Source organism: Sporomusa aerivorans (assembly GCF_041428895.1).
Lineage (GTDB): Bacteria > Bacillota > Negativicutes > Sporomusales > Sporomusaceae > Sporomusa > Sporomusa aerivorans.
The window spans coordinates 2,603,489-2,620,292 of sequence record NZ_CP156926.1 but is presented as its reverse complement, the minus strand read 5'-3'; the positions used below and the strand labels follow the sequence as shown (position 1 = coordinate 2,620,292).

Below are 16,804 nucleotides of genomic sequence, written 5' to 3'. Positions count from 1 at the left end.
ATCACGCTCTGCCGGCATAAGACTCAGCCTAAAACAAGTAAGAAGACCTGACGGTCATTGAGTCGTCAGGTCTTCTTACTGCTTACCTATTTAAATATAAAAGTTCCGGCATGGCGCCCTGCTTATTCAGTGGCGATCATATAGCCCACACCGGGATATGTTACAATTATTTTCCCCTCAAACTCGGCATTCTTAATTTTCTGCCGGATACGGGCTATTGCTACCCGTAAATAGTCCACATCGTCACGATATTCACTCCCCCAGATATCGCTCAGAAGCTGTTCGTGTGTCATCACCTTACCGGCATTCACCATTAACAGGGAAAACAATTTGTATTCCGTTTCGGTCAGCTTCATCTCCCTGTTTCCAAGCCAGATTCGCCGCTGCGCCAGATTAACGGTAACCTCGCCGTTTCTGATTTCGCTTGTTACGTGATTATTGGCTTCCCGGTTGGCGGACCGCCGCAAAACAGCCTGGACTCTGGCAAAAAGTTCATCCAATGCAAACGGTTTTGTAAGGTAATCATCGGCTCCCATATTGAGGCCGCGCACTTTATCGGTTGAATCGCCGCGCGCCGTCAGAATAATGACAGGCACATTGGAAAATGTTCGCAGCCTTTTTAAGACTTCCAACCCATCCAGCTCAGGCATCATAATATCCAATAAGATCAGCTCCGGGTCCAAAACATCGAAATTAGCCAGGGCATCTGTACCGTTCTGAAATATATAGGCCTCATATCCTAATGACTTAAGATTGGCTGAAATAAATCGCAATATTTTAGGCTCATCATCTATAATGAATACTTTACATTTTCTCATAGCCATCACCAGCGCTAATATATTTAGGTATTGAAACAATAAAGGTACTGCCCGCACCTTGACTGCTTCTGACTTTGATCCTGCCGCCATGAGCTTCGACAATGCCCTTACAAATTGCCAGCCCTAATCCGGTCCCGCCTGTCCGCCGGTTCCTACCGGCATCAACACAGTAAAACCGGTCAAAGACTTTAGTCAAATGCTGTTCACTTATCCCAATGCCGTTATCGGTGACACTGATATGTATATATTTTTCATCACAGCCGGCGTTAACTTTAATCTCAGGAACATTATCGTTATAGCGAATGGCATTTATAAGCAGATTGGACAAAACTTGCCCCAGACGAACCCTGTCCCCGTACATAAACGGAAAATTTTCAGCCACTGCGGACTCTATTCTTGCATTACAGGCGAAATGCTTCGGCAATTTTCTGATGGCGCTATCAATAATAGCATACGGACGTACCGGTTCTCTTTCTAGACGTATGGCTTTTGCCTCAATTCGCGAAATGTCGAGCCAGTCATTAACCAGTTCCTGAATGTGGTTAATGTCCTCGTGAATCCCGGTCAGCATCTCCTGTTTAAATTCTTCATCCCAGTCGGCCTCCCGGCGCAGCAGTGTTTCCACACTGCCCTTAATGCTGGTAATGGGGGTTTTGAATTCATGGGAGATCATAGAAATCAGATCACTCTTTAGTTTGTCAACTTCCTGCTCCCTGGTGATATCCCGCCAGACAAACCCCTTGCCGATAGTATACTGTTCATCGCCGGTGACAGGAAAGGCGGAAAGCATCATATACCGATGGTTCTCTCCATGATTAAATTTAAACTTATAGACGCCGTATTCCTGCCTGGCTTGCTGAATAGTTTTCCGGTCGGACTCGGCCAAGCTTCCTGATAAAACATCAAAAATATACGCCGCCGGCAACCCGCGCAGCCCGCCACAGGGAATGCCGAGCAGCTTGGCCATACGCCCATTGGCGTAGGCTACTTCCTGCTTGTTGTCAACTAAGGTGATTGCATCATTCATACTCTCCAGTACGGCTTTTAGCACAGCAAGATTTTGCTGCAGAGTCTGCGACAGCATTTCTTTCTGAATGATAATCCCGGCGGATTGGGACAAAGTTTGCAAAAAATTCCGGTCGGCTTCATTTAACGGCGAATTGGCTACTACCAGGTGTCCAAACGTTGTATTGCCGGAACGAATAGGCTGAATATAATATCGTTGTGCATTTTTATGATTTCCCTGCGCAGTCGCCGCTTCCTGATCAGTTACTCCGCTCACTTCTTCCTCATAAGGCCCCAGTAGAGAAAATACCGGTTTGGTTAGGTACAAATTCACCTTTACCCCTGACAGCTCCAAAAACTGCTTGAGGCATTCCCCGATTATACTTGAGCCTCCCGGGTAAGGTGTCGACGGGGTAATTAGTTGATTTAATATGGCCAGTTCCTGGTTAGTCCGTTGCAGGCTGCTTGTTCGCTCTTCTACCCGCTGTTCGAGTTCTGCATTTAGCCTAAGTAAAGCTTGTTGACTGTCCTTGGTCTGCTTAGCCAGTATAAAAAAATTTTCAGCCATGTCGGTAAATTCCCGTGGCGCAAAGCGGGGAAAACTCACCGCCGCAATCTCCTTGCCTGCGCTCATTACATTCTGGACGTACTCTACAAGCATTCTGATAGTGATATTGATTCGTTTGGCTGGAAAATACCCCAGCAGCAGGGTAAAGACCAAAGTAATAAGCAGGTTGAAGGCTATTGATTCCCAGGAGTGCCTATAGGGTTGAAGGATCTGCAAAATGCTGAGAAAAATTACCGGAATCATGGGGATAACTGCAAAAGCAATCCATAAATGGGCCTTAATCGATAGATTTTTCATGTTATTCCTCCCCTTTGGCTACAGCATTAAGGCAGCTCAGGACATCACAGAAATCTTTGGCTTACGAAAAAAGGGAATCTACTTACTGGCAATGTAATAAAAAACCAGGCCTGCCGCGCACGGCTCCTGGTTCTTATTTAAAAGTATATCAATAACCCAATGATCTATGGGGGGGAAGCTGACTTACTTCGGACGGCAAACCGCTACTGCAGATATCCTGCAAGGTAGCCTCCTGACCTGGCTCTAACACCAGGAATTCTTCATCCCACTGTCCCAGCAACAGTTTATTGAATAAACGCAGCGATCCCTTTACTACTTCATGACATAGATGCAAGGTTTCTGCAAAACGCTGCGTCTCCGGCAATACATTTTCCAACGCATAGGCGCCTGTGTCAATAAGGATAAAACGTTTATAATGCCCCAGCATAACCTTCATGATTCTTAAGGCCCTGTCACGGCCATAACGTTCAACACAACGCTCATACTCGCGTAATAAATTGCTTTCATTGTCCAGCCAGCCTTTGGTGAGAAAATAGGTTCCCATCTCTTTCGATAGGTTATTACGGGTTTTACACGAACCCAAAAGCAACGGAATACAATCATCCACTTTCGGGAGCACGAGCCTCGCTTTAGCTGACTTGATACCCAATATGCTATTGCCGCAGTAGCCGAATACCAATAAAATGGTTTCAACATTATCGATGCGGTTAATTTTTTCCTGGATTCTTTTATGTAATAATTCTGGTGTATTATGCAATCCTGATTCAACATAAATTACCGGATATTTTTTGCCTGTTTCCTTTAATGCCAATGTAAGCTCCTGCTGAATTGTCTGGCATGCTAATATTGCCGTACCCATCCAACCACTTCCTTCACGACGATTGAACAACTCTCCTATTCGCAACAAGTATCTTCCGGCATATTTCAACTACTTTGGTACAGTCTGTGGCCCAATAGTCAGCTCCGGTGTACTCCTTGACACTCTCACCGACCAAGCCGCCAATAATTACGGTAAGCCGTGAACGCAAGCCGGCATCTTCCAGCATTGCAATTGTTTTTTTCATGGATTCATAGGCCCCGGTAATAAGTCCTGTTAAACAAACGACAGGACTATTATGCTGTTTTACGGCTTCAACAAATTTGTGTCCGGGCACGTTAACCCCCAGGTCACAGACACCAAAACCATTATAGCGCAGAATGCCTGTGGTAATATTTTTACCAATGTCATGAATGTCATTTTCCACCGTTCCAAAAACAACCGTGGGATATGAAATTTTAGCGATAACTCCTTGGTGGTTTGTTACCAGCGCCAATACATCTTTAAAAATCTCAGACGCCATAATCAGATCGGATAAGAAATACTCACCTTTGCTGTACAATTCACCAACCCGGTCAATGCCTGCCCGGATTTCCTCCAATAAAACATAAGGGCTGATTCCCATCTGGAGGCCTTGCCTGACCAAATTCATGACCATAGTATCGTCGAGTTTGCTCATAGCCCCTACCAGCATTTTCTGGGTTTTCAACATACTTTCACAGCCTTCCGGATAATGGATAAGAAGTTGCCTTTAATTCAAACCTGTCCTTATGACAAATCATAGTGGCCACTCCCAACAGTTTATCATCCTCCGAATAGATAAGCTGCTTAATGCCAAGGGCAGGCTGTGACCCTTCCGCTGCTAGTAAATTAGCCTGTTCAGCTGACAATGCTGCCACGAAAATCCGCATATCGTTGCGAACCGGCACACTTTCCTGATGTTTGGCAACCACTTCGGGGAAATCGGCATACTCCAGCTGGGTTTCCAGCAATGGTTTTCCCTTCTGGTAGCGCAAAAACTTCTCTTCGATTGCCACAGGCAAATTACCTTTAAACATCAGGCGTTTTATGGTTATTACATTTGCTTCACCGGTAAAACCCAGTTTTTCAGCAAATTCCCCGTTATTTCGGATTAAATTTACCCCCAAAAGCGTGTACCGTATTTGCTCTTTGCTTGTTGCGTTATGGTTTAGATCAATAACCAGCTGATTTAGTCGGGGCCGGGTAACAAAGCTGCCTTTGCCTCTGACAGTTTCAATTAAACCGGCTTCGGCTAAAAGGGCAAGTCCCTGCCGAACTGTCATACGGCTAATGGCGTATTGCTCGCAAAGTTGCGCCTCAGTCGGAATCAGATCGCCGTCTTTTAATACACCTGATTCGATTATTTTTTTTATATCTTCCGCTAAGCGGTAGTAAACAGGGATTAGGTTCTCGCGATTTCTCATCTTGGTCATCCTTCAAAATAATAATGATTCATGATTCATGAGTGTTATAGCGTACTTCAAAAGCCGAAGTATATATATCTATAATTATTTATATGATACCGAAAACTACTAGTTTTGTCAATTTTCTTACGGTTTTCGCTGGAGAATTAAGCAAATTTCTCTATATTTACTTTTATTTCTGAATTATATAACATTTCTCTATTTTATTGACATTTTTTTACGTATTTGGTTAAAATACGATTATATATATATCTACATATATATATAACTATTCTATTTTGTCGATTTTAGCAAAATTTTTGCGAAAAAATCGACAATTTTAAAGGAGGTGAGAACATGGAACATGGTGGAGGACATGAAATTGGCAGTCACAAATTAGCGCATTTCGCCGGAATGACCTTTAATATGGACACCCTTGAGATGACCTGGCTCAGTATGGCAATTGTCATCATCCTGGCCTTCTTGGCTACCAGGAGACTGCAGCTAGTACCCACTGGCTGGCAAAACTTTCTGGAAATGCTGGTTACCGCCTTATTGGATCAGATTGACAGCACAATGGGACCTAAAGGAAGAAAACTAGCGCCACTAATTATAACTTTGTTTTTATTTTTGGTGGTATCCAACGAAATGGGACTAATCCCCGGGCTAACTTCGCCCACAAACGATATCAACACCACATTGGGCCTGGCTTTGATGGTACTTGTCCTGGTACATGTATTGGGTATGATCAATAATGGACCGGTCAGGTACTTCAAACATTTTTTTGAGCCTTACAAGGTGTTTGTGATTATCAATGTAATAGAAGAATTGGCAAAGCCAATTACTCTGTCGTTTCGTTTATTCGGCAATATTTTGGCCGGCGAAGTATTACTGCTCATTCTGGGAATGCTGGTACCTTACATTATCCCGACTGCCTGGCTGGCGTTCAGCGTATTCGTTGGCATTGTACAAGCTTTTATATTCACAATGCTTTCAATGTCGTATCTGTCCAACTCGCTTGGCAAAGACCATTAGTATCGGCTAAAGTTACACTTACTTTTATTACTTTTACATCTGCTAGAATATCTGAAATAAGGGAGAGAAAAATTTATGACTATGGAACAGGCACTTATCACCGGCGGTTCTATCCTTGGCGCCGCTTTTGCGGTCGGCCTGGCCTCTATTGGCGCAGGCATCGGCGATGGTGTGGTAACAGGCAAGTTTGTTGAAGGTATTTCCAAAAAGCCTGAATCCAAAAGCGCGATGATGATAAATATGCTCATCTCGGTCGGCTTAATTGAGTCAGTGCCTATTATTGCGGTTGTAATTGCTCTGGTATTCGTTTTCGCTAATCCTTTCATTAAATAAAGTCAGTATGATTGTAATTGAGCGTGTAAGGGCCATTTGCAGGAATCCCGTCCTGCCAGTGACCTTTACCCGCCAATAGTAGGAGGTACTCCTGTGGTTGACTTAAACGGTACCCTATTGGCCCAAATAATTAACTTTCTTATCCTAACCGGAATTTTGGCGCTATTGGCTTATAAGCCTTTATTGCGAATTCTGGAAGGCCGTCAAAAGTTCATAGCCGAGCGGCTGGAGACGTCTGAGCGTGATAAAATGCAAGCCGAACAGCTTAAGAAGGAATACGAACAGCAGCTCGCCGCTGCTCATACAGAAGCTCAGAGACTAGTTGCCGAAACTATAAATTTTGCTGAACAGGCTAAAGAGCAAATCCTGGCAGAGACCCGTGCCGCCAATGCCAAACTGTTACAAACGGCGCTTGCTGAAATTGCCGCCGAACGAGCCGGCGCAATGGCTCGACTGAAAGATGAAGTAGTCAACCTTTCTTTGCTTACGGCCACAAAAATAATTGATCGTAAACTGGACGCGGCAGTTAACGCTGAGCTTGTAAATGAAACGATTACCAAACCGGCTGAACCAAAGTCAGGTAATCTGCCATGCTAACAAGCCAGTTAGCGCTCAAGTACGCCCAGGCCATTTATGAAATTGCCACTGAAAAAGCAATGCTGGATAAAGTGGAACAAGAGCTCAAGCTAGTGGAAGACACCATAGCCGGGCATGAAGAACTGGCCACTCTGATTTATCATCCGCTAGTGCCGGCCGAGGCGAAAAAAGAAACCATCAGCCAGATATTTGCCGAAGAACTGGATGTCTTTGTTCGCAATTTTATATTGCTTTTAATTGACAAAAGACGTGAGCCGGCGTTGCCGGCTATTATCCGCGAGTACATACGTCTGGCCAATGAGGCCAGAAACATTGCCGAAGCCGAAATATTTACCGCCAAGGAGCTTAGTCAGGAACAACTGACGGCGCTGGCGGCAAAACTAAGCGAAGTTACCGGCAAAAATATCGTGCTCAAAGCAACAATTGACCAAGAACTGCTTGGCGGCGTTGTTGTCAAAATCGGCGATAAATTGATTGATGGCAGTGTGGCCCGCCAGCTAAAAGCGCTTAAGGCGGCCCTGTTAAATAACCAGGCCACTGCTGTGTAGTCTCAGTTTTATACGTAATAAGACGGCTCAGGCTCTGAGCGTCTTGCTGTAGACTTTATCCTGTAGCGAACCTGTTCTAAGACTCCCGCTCTGGAAGCGGGCATAAGAACGGCTAAGCTCCTGGATAAGGGCGACTAACCTTCAGGTGGTTAAATCCCCACCTGAAACTAAGTCTACTTTATGATTGGGGTGACATACAAGGTATGAAAATGAGGCCAGAAGAAATAACGGCCATCATCAAACAACAGATAGAGCATTATCAGGTCGACCTAAGCGTCGATGATGTTGGCACAGTAATCGAAGTAGGCGACGGCATCGCCCGGATCCACGGCCTGGAAAAGGCCATGGCCGGGGAGCTGTTGGAATTTCCACACGAAGTATACGGCATGGTCTTAAACCTGGAAGAAGACAATGTCGGCGCCGTACTCTTGGGCGGCGAAATCGAAATTAAAGAAGGCGACACCGTACGGCGGACAGGCCGCATCATGCAGGTTCCCGTCGGCGAAGCCATAGTCGGCCGTGTCGTTAACGCCATCGGCCAGCCCATCGACGGCAAAGGGCCCATAGCTACCAGCGAATTCCGGCCGGTAGAATACCGTGCTCCCGGCATAGCCGACCGCCAGTCGGTAAAAGAACCGCTGCAAACCGGCATCAAAGCCATTGACTCCATGGTCCCCATCGGCCGTGGCCAGCGCGAACTCATCATCGGCGACCGCGGCACCGGTAAAACCGCCATCGCCGTCGACACCATCATCAACCAAAAAGGCCAGGGCGTCACCTGCATCTACGTCGCTATCGGCCAAAAAGCCTCCACCGTGGCCCGGGTCGTAAAAACCCTCGAAGAAGCCGGCGCCATGGAATACACCATCGTCGTAGCCGCCACCGCCTCCGACAGCGCGCCGCTCCAGTACCTGGCTCCCTACGCCGGCGTAACCATGGGCGAATACTTCATGTATAAAGGCGGCGCCGTCCTCTGCGTCTATGACGACCTCTCCAAACACGCCGTGGCCTATCGCGCCATGTCCCTTCTATTACGCCGTCCTCCCGGCCGCGAAGCCTATCCGGGCGACGTATTCTATTTACACTCCCGCCTCTTAGAGCGGGCCGCCAAACTCTCGGCCGAACTCGGCGGCGGTTCCATTACCGCCCTGCCCGTCATCGAAACCCTGGCCGGCGACGTATCGGCTTACATCCCGACCAACGTCATCTCCATCACCGACGGCCAGATCTTCTTAGAAAGCGAACTCTTCTACTCCGGCATCCGTCCGGCCATCAACGCCGGCCTCTCGGTATCCCGCGTCGGCGGCTCGGCCCAGATCAAAGCCATGAAACAGGTAGCCGGCCGGCTGCGTCTTGATCTCGCGCAATACCGCGAACTGGCCGCATTCGCCCAATTCGGCTCCGACCTCGACAAAGCCACCAAAGCCCAGCTTGACCGTGGCCAGCGCATGATGGAAATCTTAAAACAGCCGCAATACGTCCCCATGTCTGTCGAAGAGCAAGTCATGGTTATCTACGCCGGCATCAACGGCTACTTAGACGACGTCGCCATCGAAGACGTCACCAAATTCGAGCAGGACCTCTTAAAATTCATGCGCGGCAACTACGCCGAAGTAGCCAAAACCATCCGCGAAAAGAAAACCATCGATGCCGAAACCGAGGCGGCTCTCAAAAAAGCCATCAAAGAATTTAAAGACACTTTTGTCAAAGTAGAAGCAGCGAGGTGATAACACATGGCTAGCGCCAGAGACATCCGCCGCCGCATCAAAAGTGTAAAAAACATACAGCAAATCACCAAAGCCATGAAAATGGTAGCCGCCGCCCGCTTAAGACGGGCCCAGGAACGCGCCATTGCCAGCCGTCCCTACACCGACAAAATCCGGGAAGTACTCGCCAGCGTAGCGCCTAATGCCAAAGAAGCCTCCCATCCGCTTTTAGAAGTGAGGGAAGTCAGGCAAACCGGCTACCTCGTCCTGAGCGCCGACAAAGGCCTCGCCGGCGCCTACTCCTCCAACCTGATAAAAGAAGTCCTGCCGCACGTGCGCGGCAACAACAGCGCCCGTTTAATCACCGTCGGCCGCAAGGCGCGGGACTACTTCAAACGGCGTGGCTACACAATCGACCACGAATTTTTCGGTTTCTCCGAAAAACCCTCGTACCAGGATGCCGTAGACCTCGCCAAACTCCTGGCCGAAAAATTTGCCAGCGGCGAATACGACGAAATTTATCTCACCTACACCCACTTCTATTCCCCCATCAACCAGAATCCGACCACCGTCAAACTGTTGCCGGTAGCCGGGATCGGGGATGGGGAAGAAACGCCTCAGACCGAATACATCTTCGAGCCGTCAGCCGGTGAAGTCCTCGGACTCTTGCTGCCCAGATACCTGGAGACCGTCATCTACGGAGCCCTCCTGCAATCGGCGGCCAGCGAACTCGGCGCCCGCATGACAGCCATGGGCTCCGCCACCGACAACGCGCAAGAACTCATATCCAAACTGACCTTAAACTACAACAAAGTGCGCCAGGCCTCCATCACCAGTGAAATCTCCGAAATCGTCGGCGGCGCTGAAGCACTCAAGTAAAAGGTCTCAAGAAGTTAAGGAGGGGAAACCCCGTGAATATCGGTAGAATCATACAGGTAATCGGTCCTGTTATTGACGTAGAGTTTCCCCCGGAAAAACTGCCTGCCATCTATAACGCCGTAACCGTAGACGAAACCGTCGGCGAAGTCCGTGTAAAACTGACCGCCGAAGTCATGCAGCACCTGGGAGACAACACCGTCCGCTGCGTGGCCATGTCCTCCACCGACGGCCTAACCCGTGGCATGAAAGCAGTCGATACCGGGGCACCCATTAAAATTCCAGTAGGCAAAGGCACCTTGGGGCGCGTCTTTAACGTCCTCGGCGAAGCCGTCGACAACAACCCGGACGCCGTCAGCGCTGAAGAATACTGGCCAATCCACCGGCCGGCACCGGCCTTTGAAGACCAGGCCACCACAACCCAGATCTTAGAAACCGGCATCAAAGTCGTCGACCTCATCGCCCCCTATGCCTTGGGCGGCAAAATCGGTCTCTTCGGCGGCGCCGGCGTAGGCAAAACCGTCCTCATCATGGAACTCATAAGAAACATAGCCACCGAGCATGGCGGCTATTCCGTCTTCGCCGGCGTAGGCGAGCGGACCCGTGAAGGCAACGACCTCTGGAACGAAATGATCGAGTCCGGCGTAATCGACAAAACCGCCCTCGTCTACGGCCAGATGAACGAGCCGCCCGGAGCGCGTATGCGCGTCGGCCTCACCGGCCTCACCATGGCCGAATACTTCCGTGACGTCGGCGGCCAGGACGTACTCCTCTTCGTCGACAACATCTTCCGGTTCATTCAGGCCGGTTCCGAAGTATCCGCCCTTTTAGGCCGCATGCCGTCGGCCGTAGGCTACCAGCCTACCCTGAGCACCGACGTCGGCGCCCTGCAGGAGCGCATCACCTCCACCAAAAAAGGCTCCATCACCTCGGTACAGGCCGTATACGTGCCGGCCGACGACCTCACCGACCCGGCGCCGGCGGCCACCTTTGCGCATCTTGACGCCACCACCGTACTGTCCCGGCAGATCGCCGAGCTCGGTATTTATCCGGCCGTGGACCCCTTGGACTCCACCTCGCGGATCATGGACCCCCACGTCCTGGGCGAAGACCACTACCAGGTCGCCCGCGGCGTACAGGAAGTACTGCAGCGGTATAAAGAACTGCAAGACATCATCGCCATCTTGGGTATGGAAGAGTTGTCCGATGAAGACAAGCTCACCGTATCGCGGGCGCGTAAAATCCAAAGATTCTTAAGCCAGCCGTTCTTCGTAGCCGAAGCCTTTACCGGCACCCCCGGCAAATACGTATCCTTAAAAGAAACCATCCGCGGCTTTAAAGAAATCTTAAACGGCAAGCACGACGACCTGCCGGAAACGGCATTCTACATGGTCGGCACCATCGACGAAGCAGTGGAAAAGGCTCAGAAGATGAAGGGGGAATAATATATGGCCAATACAATTCGGCTGGATATTGTTACTCCTGATCGGATGGTCTATTCCGCAGACGTCAATATGGTCATAGCCAGAGCCACCGACGGGGACCTGGGTATCCTGCCCGGTCACGCGCCGCTGATTGCCGGGCTCGATATTTGGCCCCTCAGGATCTTAAAAGACGAAGGCGAGGAAATGCTATCGCTCTGCGGCGGTTTTATCGAAGTCCGCCCGCAGAAGGTAACTATTCTGGCAAGCTGCGCCGAACTGCCGGCGGAAATTGACACCGATCGAGCCGAGGCAGCTAAGGAGCGGGCGGAAATACGCCTCAAAGACGGCGGGGATATAGATTTCCACCGGGCTGAAATTGCCCTCAAACGAGCAGTACTCCGCCTCAAAGTTGCTCAGGCTGTTAATAAAACAGCGAATATAAAAAATCCGTAGCTAGCTACGGATTTTTTCTTTGCGGCAGTAAATCTAATAATTTATTTTTTAATTTTCTGATTAATTAGACATCAAATGGCAGGATTTTAAAATTTTCTGACGAATATACTATAGCAGGAAAATATAAAAAAGAGAGGTGTATAGGATGGCTCTCGTTCTAATGCCTATTCTCTTCCTTTCGGCAACTTACAACTTCGGTTTCAGTGCCCTTAGTATTTTCCTTATCGGTACATTATTTGTAATCATAACGGCTATATCCTCTGTCGCTGTATTCGGATCTCTCGGGTATTTATGGTCCAGCTACGGAATATTTGTTACTTTGGCGGTTGTTCTCGGCTTTGGCTTCCTGCTGATGCTAAACCCTGACTATCGCAAACGTCTGGAAGAAAATTTGTAAATTCTGCTCCCGACAACTTGCCTGTGACCGGAAATAAACCAAAACGCTATCTCCCGCTTGGAGATAGCGTCTTTTCTTATATTCATTTTCGGCGTTTTTTTAACTCCTCAAACAGTTCGCTGGGCGCAATTTCATGATTGGCTAAGAGTACCAGGCAGTGATACCAAAGATCAGCCATTTCGTACAAAATCTCGGCTTTATCATTATTTTTAGAAGCGATAATGGTTTCGGCCGCTTCCTCACCGACTTTTTTCAGGATTTTATCCTGTCCTTTTTCAAACAGGTAATTGGTATAGGAACCCTCTTTAGGATTATGCTTACGGTCATTTATGACATGGTATAGTTCATACAGCACACCGGCCAGCGGCTCTTTATACACTTTTTCCGGGTCAACCAGTTTTTCAGCCTGTCCGGAAGCGCTATCCAGCCGTCGGCTAAAGCAGGAAAACGTCCCTTCATGGCAGGCGGCGCCGGTTTGATTTACTTTAATTAACAGGGTATCGGCATCACAGTCATAATACATTTCTTTGACTGTCTGGACATGACCGGATGTCTCCCCTTTCTGCCAAAGCGTCCGGCGGCTGCGGCTATAGAACCAGGTTACGCCGGCCTCCAGCGTTTTTCTGAGTGACTCGGCATTCATATAGGCCAGCATAAGCACCGTCCCTGTGGCTTCATCCTGGACGATGGCCGGCACTAAACCATTACTGTCATATTTTATAGCTTGAATATTCATTGTCTCACCTCAACACCACGGGATTTAAGATAATCTTTTACCTGACCAACGGTGAACTGCCCATAATGAAACACGGAGGCTGCCAGTACGGCATCCGCCTTACCGCGCGTTAAAACTTCATAAAAATGTTCCATTTCACCGGCGCCGCCTGAGGCAATCACCGGTACATTAACCGCTTCCGACACCGCCCGGGTAAGCGGGATATCATAGCCGTCCTTGGTGCCGTCTCTATCCATGCTTGTGAGCAGAATTTCCCCGGCGCCCATGTTAGTGGCCTTTACGACCCATTCGAACACATCGATACCTGTCGGGGTACGGCCGCCGTTGATATACACTTCCCATTTATCAGGCCCTGACTGGCGGGCATCTACCGCCAGCACAATACACTGGCTGCCAAAACGCTTGGCCCCTTCGGCCACCAGTTCCGGATTCTTTACAGCCGCCGTATTTAAGGAGACTTTGTCGGCTCCCGCCTTGAGCATGGTCCTGATATCCTCCACAGTACGGATGCCGCCGCCGACGGTAAAGGGAATAAATACTTCGGACGCCACCCGTTCCACCACATCCACCATAGTGCTGCGGTTGTCTGAGGAAGCGGTAATATCTAAGAAAACAAGTTCATCGGCCAGTTTTGTATCATAGACCTTAGCCAGTTCGACCGGATCGCCGGCGTCGCGCAGCTCGACGAAATTAGTCCCTTTAACCACCCGTCCGTCTTTAACGTCCAGGCAGGGAACAATTCTCTTGGTATACATTAAGCGGCTCCCTCCTTTGCCAGGCGGATAGCTGCAGCCAGCTCCACGGCTCCGGTATAGATGGCTTTACCAACAATAACGCCTTCAATACCGCCGGCTTCGTTGGCAGCCTTTAGCGCCGTAATGTCTTCCAGACTTTTTACGCCGCCGGATGCAATCACCGGAATACCGGCCGCTTTTGCCAGGGAAGCGGTTGCGGCGACATTCACGCCTTTAAGCGTACCATCCCGGGAAATATCGGTGTAAATAATACGGGCAACGCCAGCGTCCGCCATCTTGCGGGCCAATTCTTCGGCCCCTACTCCGCCGGCTGCTTCCCAGCCGTCTACGGCCGCCTGACCATCACGGGCATCAATGCCTACCACAATCCGGCTGTCAAACTGCCGGCAGGCTTCCCGCACCAGCTCCGGGCTGCGCACAGCGACAGAGCCCAGTATTACCCGGCTGACACCGGCTGCCAGTACTTGCGCTATGTTATCAAGTGTCCGGATACCGCCGCCTAATTGCACGGGAATATTTACAGCTTTGACGATAGCGCCGACCACTTCCAGGTTGACTGACTTACCGGCCAGCGCCCCATCCAAATCAACAACATGCAGATATTCAGCCCCGGCCGATGCCCATTTATGCGCCATTTCAACCGGATTATCGGCAAAGACTGTCTCTTTATCAAAACGGCCTTCGGTCAGACGAACACAGCGCCCGCCTCTTATGTCGATCGCCGGAAAGATAATCATAAACCTCAACTCCTTAGAAAATTAGCCAAAATTGCCAAGCCTGTCGCACTGGACTTCTCCGGATGAAACTGCACTGCCTGGACATTGCCGCTGCCGACCGCTGCGGTCACATCGCCGCCGTAATTGGTTACGGCAGTAATAATCCTGCTGTCGTCCGGTACGGCGTGATAGCTGTGCACAAAATAAACATATGGCGCCGGCACCAAGCCGGTGAACAGCGGACTGGCGGTTTTAAGTTCAAGGCTGTTCCAGCCCATTTGCGGAATTTTTAATCCCGGGGCAACAATCTTGCGCACCATCCCGCTGAGAATGCCAAGACCCGTCACTCCCGGGTCTTCCTCACTACCGTCAAACAATAGCTGCAGGCCCAGACATATTCCCATAAAAGGCGTACCCCGGCCGGCCACTTCTTTGATGATATCAATAAGTCCATAACTGTTCAGATTGGCCATGCAATCGCCAAACGCCCCCACGCCAGGCAGTACGACTTTAGCTGCACTGCCAATTACGACCGGATCACTGGTGACTATGATTTCATATTTATTGCTGTTTTCTGTATTCAGTTTGGCCAGGGCTTTGGAGACACTGTGCAGATTGCCCATCCCATAATCGATGATTGCTAAGATTTCAAGCGCCATCACTAAGCCTCCTTATAAAATTCCTTTTGTCGACATGACGCCCTGAATGCGGTCATCCTGGCGCGTAGCTTCATCAAGCGCCCGCCCCAAGGCCTTAAAGATGGCTTCAATAATATGGTGAGTATTTTTACCTGCCAACAGCCGGACATGCAGCGTCAGCCCGGCATGCACCGACAAGGCCCGTAAAAACTCCTCGGTCAGCTCGCTGTCAAACTGTCCGACCCGTTCAGCCGGCAGCACTGCATCAAACACCAGGTACGGGCGACCGCTAATATCCAAAGACACCATCGCCAACGCTTCATCCATTGGCACAAATGCGGTGCCGTAGCGCTTAATACCGGCTTTATCGCCCAGGGCTTTGGCCAGAGCCTGCCCCAGGACAATACCGGTATCCTCTACCGTGTGATGCCCGTCGACCTCCAGATCGCCGTTAGCCTCGACTGTCAGGTCAAACAGGCCGTGTTTGCCAAACAATATCAGTATATGATCGAAGAAGCCAAGACCGGTCTGTACCTGCGCCCGGCCTGCGCCGTCAATATTCAGCACAGCTTTTATGGCTGTCTCTCCGGTTAACCTTTCTACACTGGCAGTGCGGCTCATGAATTGACAGCCTCCAGTACAGCGTCGTTTTCGGCCGGAGTACCGATACCAAGCCGGATACAATTAATGAGTCCGGGCGACTTGCTGAAGTCACGTACGCCGATTCCCCTGGCGCTCAGGCGGGCAACCAGGCCAGCCGCATCATTACTCTTAACCAGCAGGAAATTGGTTTGCGAAGGATAGACGGTCATGCCGGGAAGTCCGCTGAGCGCTGCTGTCATCCGGTCCCGCTCACGGCTGTTTTCGGCGATACTGCCGGCAAACTCCCGCCGCATTCCAAATACGGTTTCCGCGGTTGCCAGGGTTAAGGCATTTACACTATAGGGTAGCAAAACTTTACCGATAGTTTGGGTGACTTCTTCATTAGCCAAAAGATATCCCACCCGGGCCGCAGCCAGGCCATAGGCTTTGGAAAATGTACGGGCAACCGCCACATGCGGGTGTTTTTGCAGCAAATGTACCGAGGTCTGGCCGTAAAATTCGTGATAGGCCTCATCAATAACGACCAGGCTGCCGGTATTGGCGACAATATACTCCACTTGTTCCGGCGGCATAATCATGCCTGTCGGATTGTTGGGATTGCAGAGCAAAATGACGCTGGCGGCTGCCTGTTTCGCTGCTGCCAGCAGTTTATCGGCATCCAGGGTGTAATCCCTATTGAGTTCCACCGGAACAGGCTGGCTGTCGGCCAGTTTGGCATAAATGCCGTACATGGAAAAGGACGGGCTCGGGTAGACAATACTGCGTCCGGCCCCGCCGAATGCGTAGCATAACGCCTCCAAAACCTCACTGGAGCCGTTGCCGATCAGTACATTAGCGGCTTTCAGGCCAAAGTCAGCCCCGATAGTTGTTTTTAAGGACTGGGCGCTAATCTCGGGGTAACGGTTAAAGGGAAGGCTAGCCAGCCGCTCTGCTACCTTGGCTTTGACAGCCGGCGGCAGATCGAGCGGTCTTTCATTGGCGTCGAGACGAACAGGCCAATTGATTTCCTCAACGGAATATGGTTTTAACGTTTCCAGCCCGGAGCGGGGCGTTAACAT

At 49.9% G+C, this 16,804-nt stretch carries 20 protein-coding genes; 9 read left to right on the top strand and 11 right to left on the bottom strand.

The window, feature by feature from the left end; genetic code table 11:
- Positions 1–122 precede the first annotated feature (122 nt).
- The 5 genes from SATMO3_RS12290 to SATMO3_RS12270 form a co-directional block, all read right to left on the bottom strand.
- Positions 123–818: a response regulator transcription factor gene (locus SATMO3_RS12290; RefSeq protein ID WP_371381074.1), complete on the bottom strand. Its 696-nt coding sequence runs from the start codon at positions 816–818 to the stop codon at positions 123–125.
- Entirely contained in the window at positions 805–2,688 is a 1,884-nt protein-coding gene (locus SATMO3_RS12285) for a sensor histidine kinase (protein ID WP_371381073.1), read from the bottom strand. The genes SATMO3_RS12290 and SATMO3_RS12285 overlap by 14 nt, the downstream gene beginning before the upstream one ends.
- A gap of 148 nt (positions 2,689–2,836) precedes the next feature.
- On the bottom strand, positions 2,837–3,547 hold the full coding sequence (locus SATMO3_RS12280; protein ID WP_371381072.1) for a DUF1638 domain-containing protein: 711 nt from the start codon (positions 3,545–3,547) through the stop codon (positions 2,837–2,839).
- A 13-nt stretch (positions 3,548–3,560) separates the two neighbouring features.
- Positions 3,561–4,217, bottom strand: a complete 657-nt coding sequence (locus tag SATMO3_RS12275) for a B12-binding domain-containing protein (protein ID WP_371381071.1) — start codon at positions 4,215–4,217, stop codon at positions 3,561–3,563.
- Between the two features lie 4 nt (positions 4,218–4,221).
- On the bottom strand, positions 4,222–4,950 hold the full coding sequence (locus tag SATMO3_RS12270; protein WP_371381070.1) for a GntR family transcriptional regulator: 729 nt from the start codon (positions 4,948–4,950) through the stop codon (positions 4,222–4,224).
- A gap of 336 nt (positions 4,951–5,286) precedes the next feature.
- Between SATMO3_RS12270 and atpB the strand changes: the two genes are divergently transcribed.
- The 9 genes from atpB (at position 5,287) to SATMO3_RS12225 (ending at position 12,298) form a co-directional block, all read left to right on the top strand.
- A complete protein-coding gene (gene atpB / locus SATMO3_RS12265) occupies positions 5,287–5,964 on the top strand; it encodes a F0F1 ATP synthase subunit A (protein WP_371381069.1) in 678 nt (225 codons plus the stop codon).
- Positions 5,965–6,045: 81 nt separating this feature from the next.
- A complete protein-coding gene (atpE, locus tag SATMO3_RS12260; protein WP_371381709.1) occupies positions 6,046–6,297 on the top strand; it encodes a F0F1 ATP synthase subunit C in 252 nt (83 codons plus the stop codon).
- 93 nt (positions 6,298–6,390) lie between these two features.
- Complete coding sequence (atpF, locus tag SATMO3_RS12255) at positions 6,391–6,894, top strand: F0F1 ATP synthase subunit B (protein ID WP_371381068.1); 504 nt, start codon at positions 6,391–6,393, stop codon at positions 6,892–6,894.
- Positions 6,888–7,442, top strand: a complete 555-nt coding sequence (atpH, locus tag SATMO3_RS12250; RefSeq protein ID WP_371372245.1) for an ATP synthase F1 subunit delta — start codon at positions 6,888–6,890, stop codon at positions 7,440–7,442. The genes atpF and atpH overlap by 7 nt, the downstream gene beginning before the upstream one ends.
- Positions 7,443–7,645: 203 nt before the next feature.
- A complete protein-coding gene (atpA, locus tag SATMO3_RS12245) occupies positions 7,646–9,169 on the top strand; it encodes a F0F1 ATP synthase subunit alpha (RefSeq protein ID WP_371372243.1) in 1,524 nt (507 codons plus the stop codon).
- 6 nt (positions 9,170–9,175) lie between these two features.
- Complete coding sequence (atpG, locus tag SATMO3_RS12240; RefSeq protein WP_371372241.1) at positions 9,176–10,027, top strand: ATP synthase F1 subunit gamma; 852 nt, start codon at positions 9,176–9,178, stop codon at positions 10,025–10,027.
- Between the two features lie 32 nt (positions 10,028–10,059).
- Entirely contained in the window at positions 10,060–11,469 is a 1,410-nt protein-coding gene (atpD, locus tag SATMO3_RS12235; RefSeq protein ID WP_371372239.1) for a F0F1 ATP synthase subunit beta, read from the top strand.
- Positions 11,470–11,472: 3 nt separating this feature from the next.
- A complete protein-coding gene (locus SATMO3_RS12230; RefSeq protein ID WP_371381067.1) occupies positions 11,473–11,901 on the top strand; it encodes a F0F1 ATP synthase subunit epsilon in 429 nt (142 codons plus the stop codon).
- Between the two features lie 145 nt (positions 11,902–12,046).
- Positions 12,047–12,298 carry a hypothetical protein gene (locus tag SATMO3_RS12225; RefSeq protein WP_371381066.1) on the top strand — a complete coding sequence of 84 codons (252 nt, stop codon included), beginning with the start codon at positions 12,047–12,049 and terminating at the stop codon, positions 12,296–12,298.
- A gap of 82 nt (positions 12,299–12,380) precedes the next feature.
- Here the strand turns inward: SATMO3_RS12225 and hisIE are convergent, their stop codons facing one another.
- The 6 genes from hisIE to hisC are packed head-to-tail and all read right to left on the bottom strand — an operon-like array spanning position 12,381 to position 16,804.
- Positions 12,381–13,034 (bottom strand): bifunctional phosphoribosyl-AMP cyclohydrolase/phosphoribosyl-ATP diphosphatase HisIE, encoded by a 654-nt coding sequence (hisIE, locus tag SATMO3_RS12220; RefSeq protein WP_371381065.1) that lies wholly within the window; start codon positions 13,032–13,034, stop codon positions 12,381–12,383.
- Positions 13,031–13,789 carry an imidazole glycerol phosphate synthase subunit HisF gene (hisF, locus tag SATMO3_RS12215; protein WP_371381064.1) on the bottom strand — a complete coding sequence of 253 codons (759 nt, stop codon included), beginning with the start codon at positions 13,787–13,789 and terminating at the stop codon, positions 13,031–13,033. Before hisF ends, hisIE begins: the two co-directional genes overlap by 4 nt.
- Positions 13,789–14,526 (bottom strand): 1-(5-phosphoribosyl)-5-[(5-phosphoribosylamino)methylideneamino]imidazole-4-carboxamide isomerase, encoded by a 738-nt coding sequence (gene hisA, locus SATMO3_RS12210; protein ID WP_371381063.1) that lies wholly within the window; start codon positions 14,524–14,526, stop codon positions 13,789–13,791. Before hisA ends, hisF begins: the two co-directional genes overlap by 1 nt.
- A 5-nt stretch (positions 14,527–14,531) precedes the next feature.
- Positions 14,532–15,152, bottom strand: a complete 621-nt coding sequence (gene hisH / locus SATMO3_RS12205) for an imidazole glycerol phosphate synthase subunit HisH (RefSeq protein ID WP_371381708.1) — start codon at positions 15,150–15,152, stop codon at positions 14,532–14,534.
- Positions 15,153–15,176: 24 nt separating this feature from the next.
- On the bottom strand, positions 15,177–15,764 hold the full coding sequence (gene hisB / locus SATMO3_RS12200) for an imidazoleglycerol-phosphate dehydratase HisB (RefSeq protein WP_371381062.1): 588 nt from the start codon (positions 15,762–15,764) through the stop codon (positions 15,177–15,179).
- Positions 15,761–16,804: a histidinol-phosphate transaminase gene (gene hisC / locus SATMO3_RS12195; protein WP_371381061.1), complete on the bottom strand. Its 1,044-nt coding sequence runs from the start codon at positions 16,802–16,804 to the stop codon at positions 15,761–15,763. The genes hisB and hisC overlap by 4 nt, the downstream gene beginning before the upstream one ends.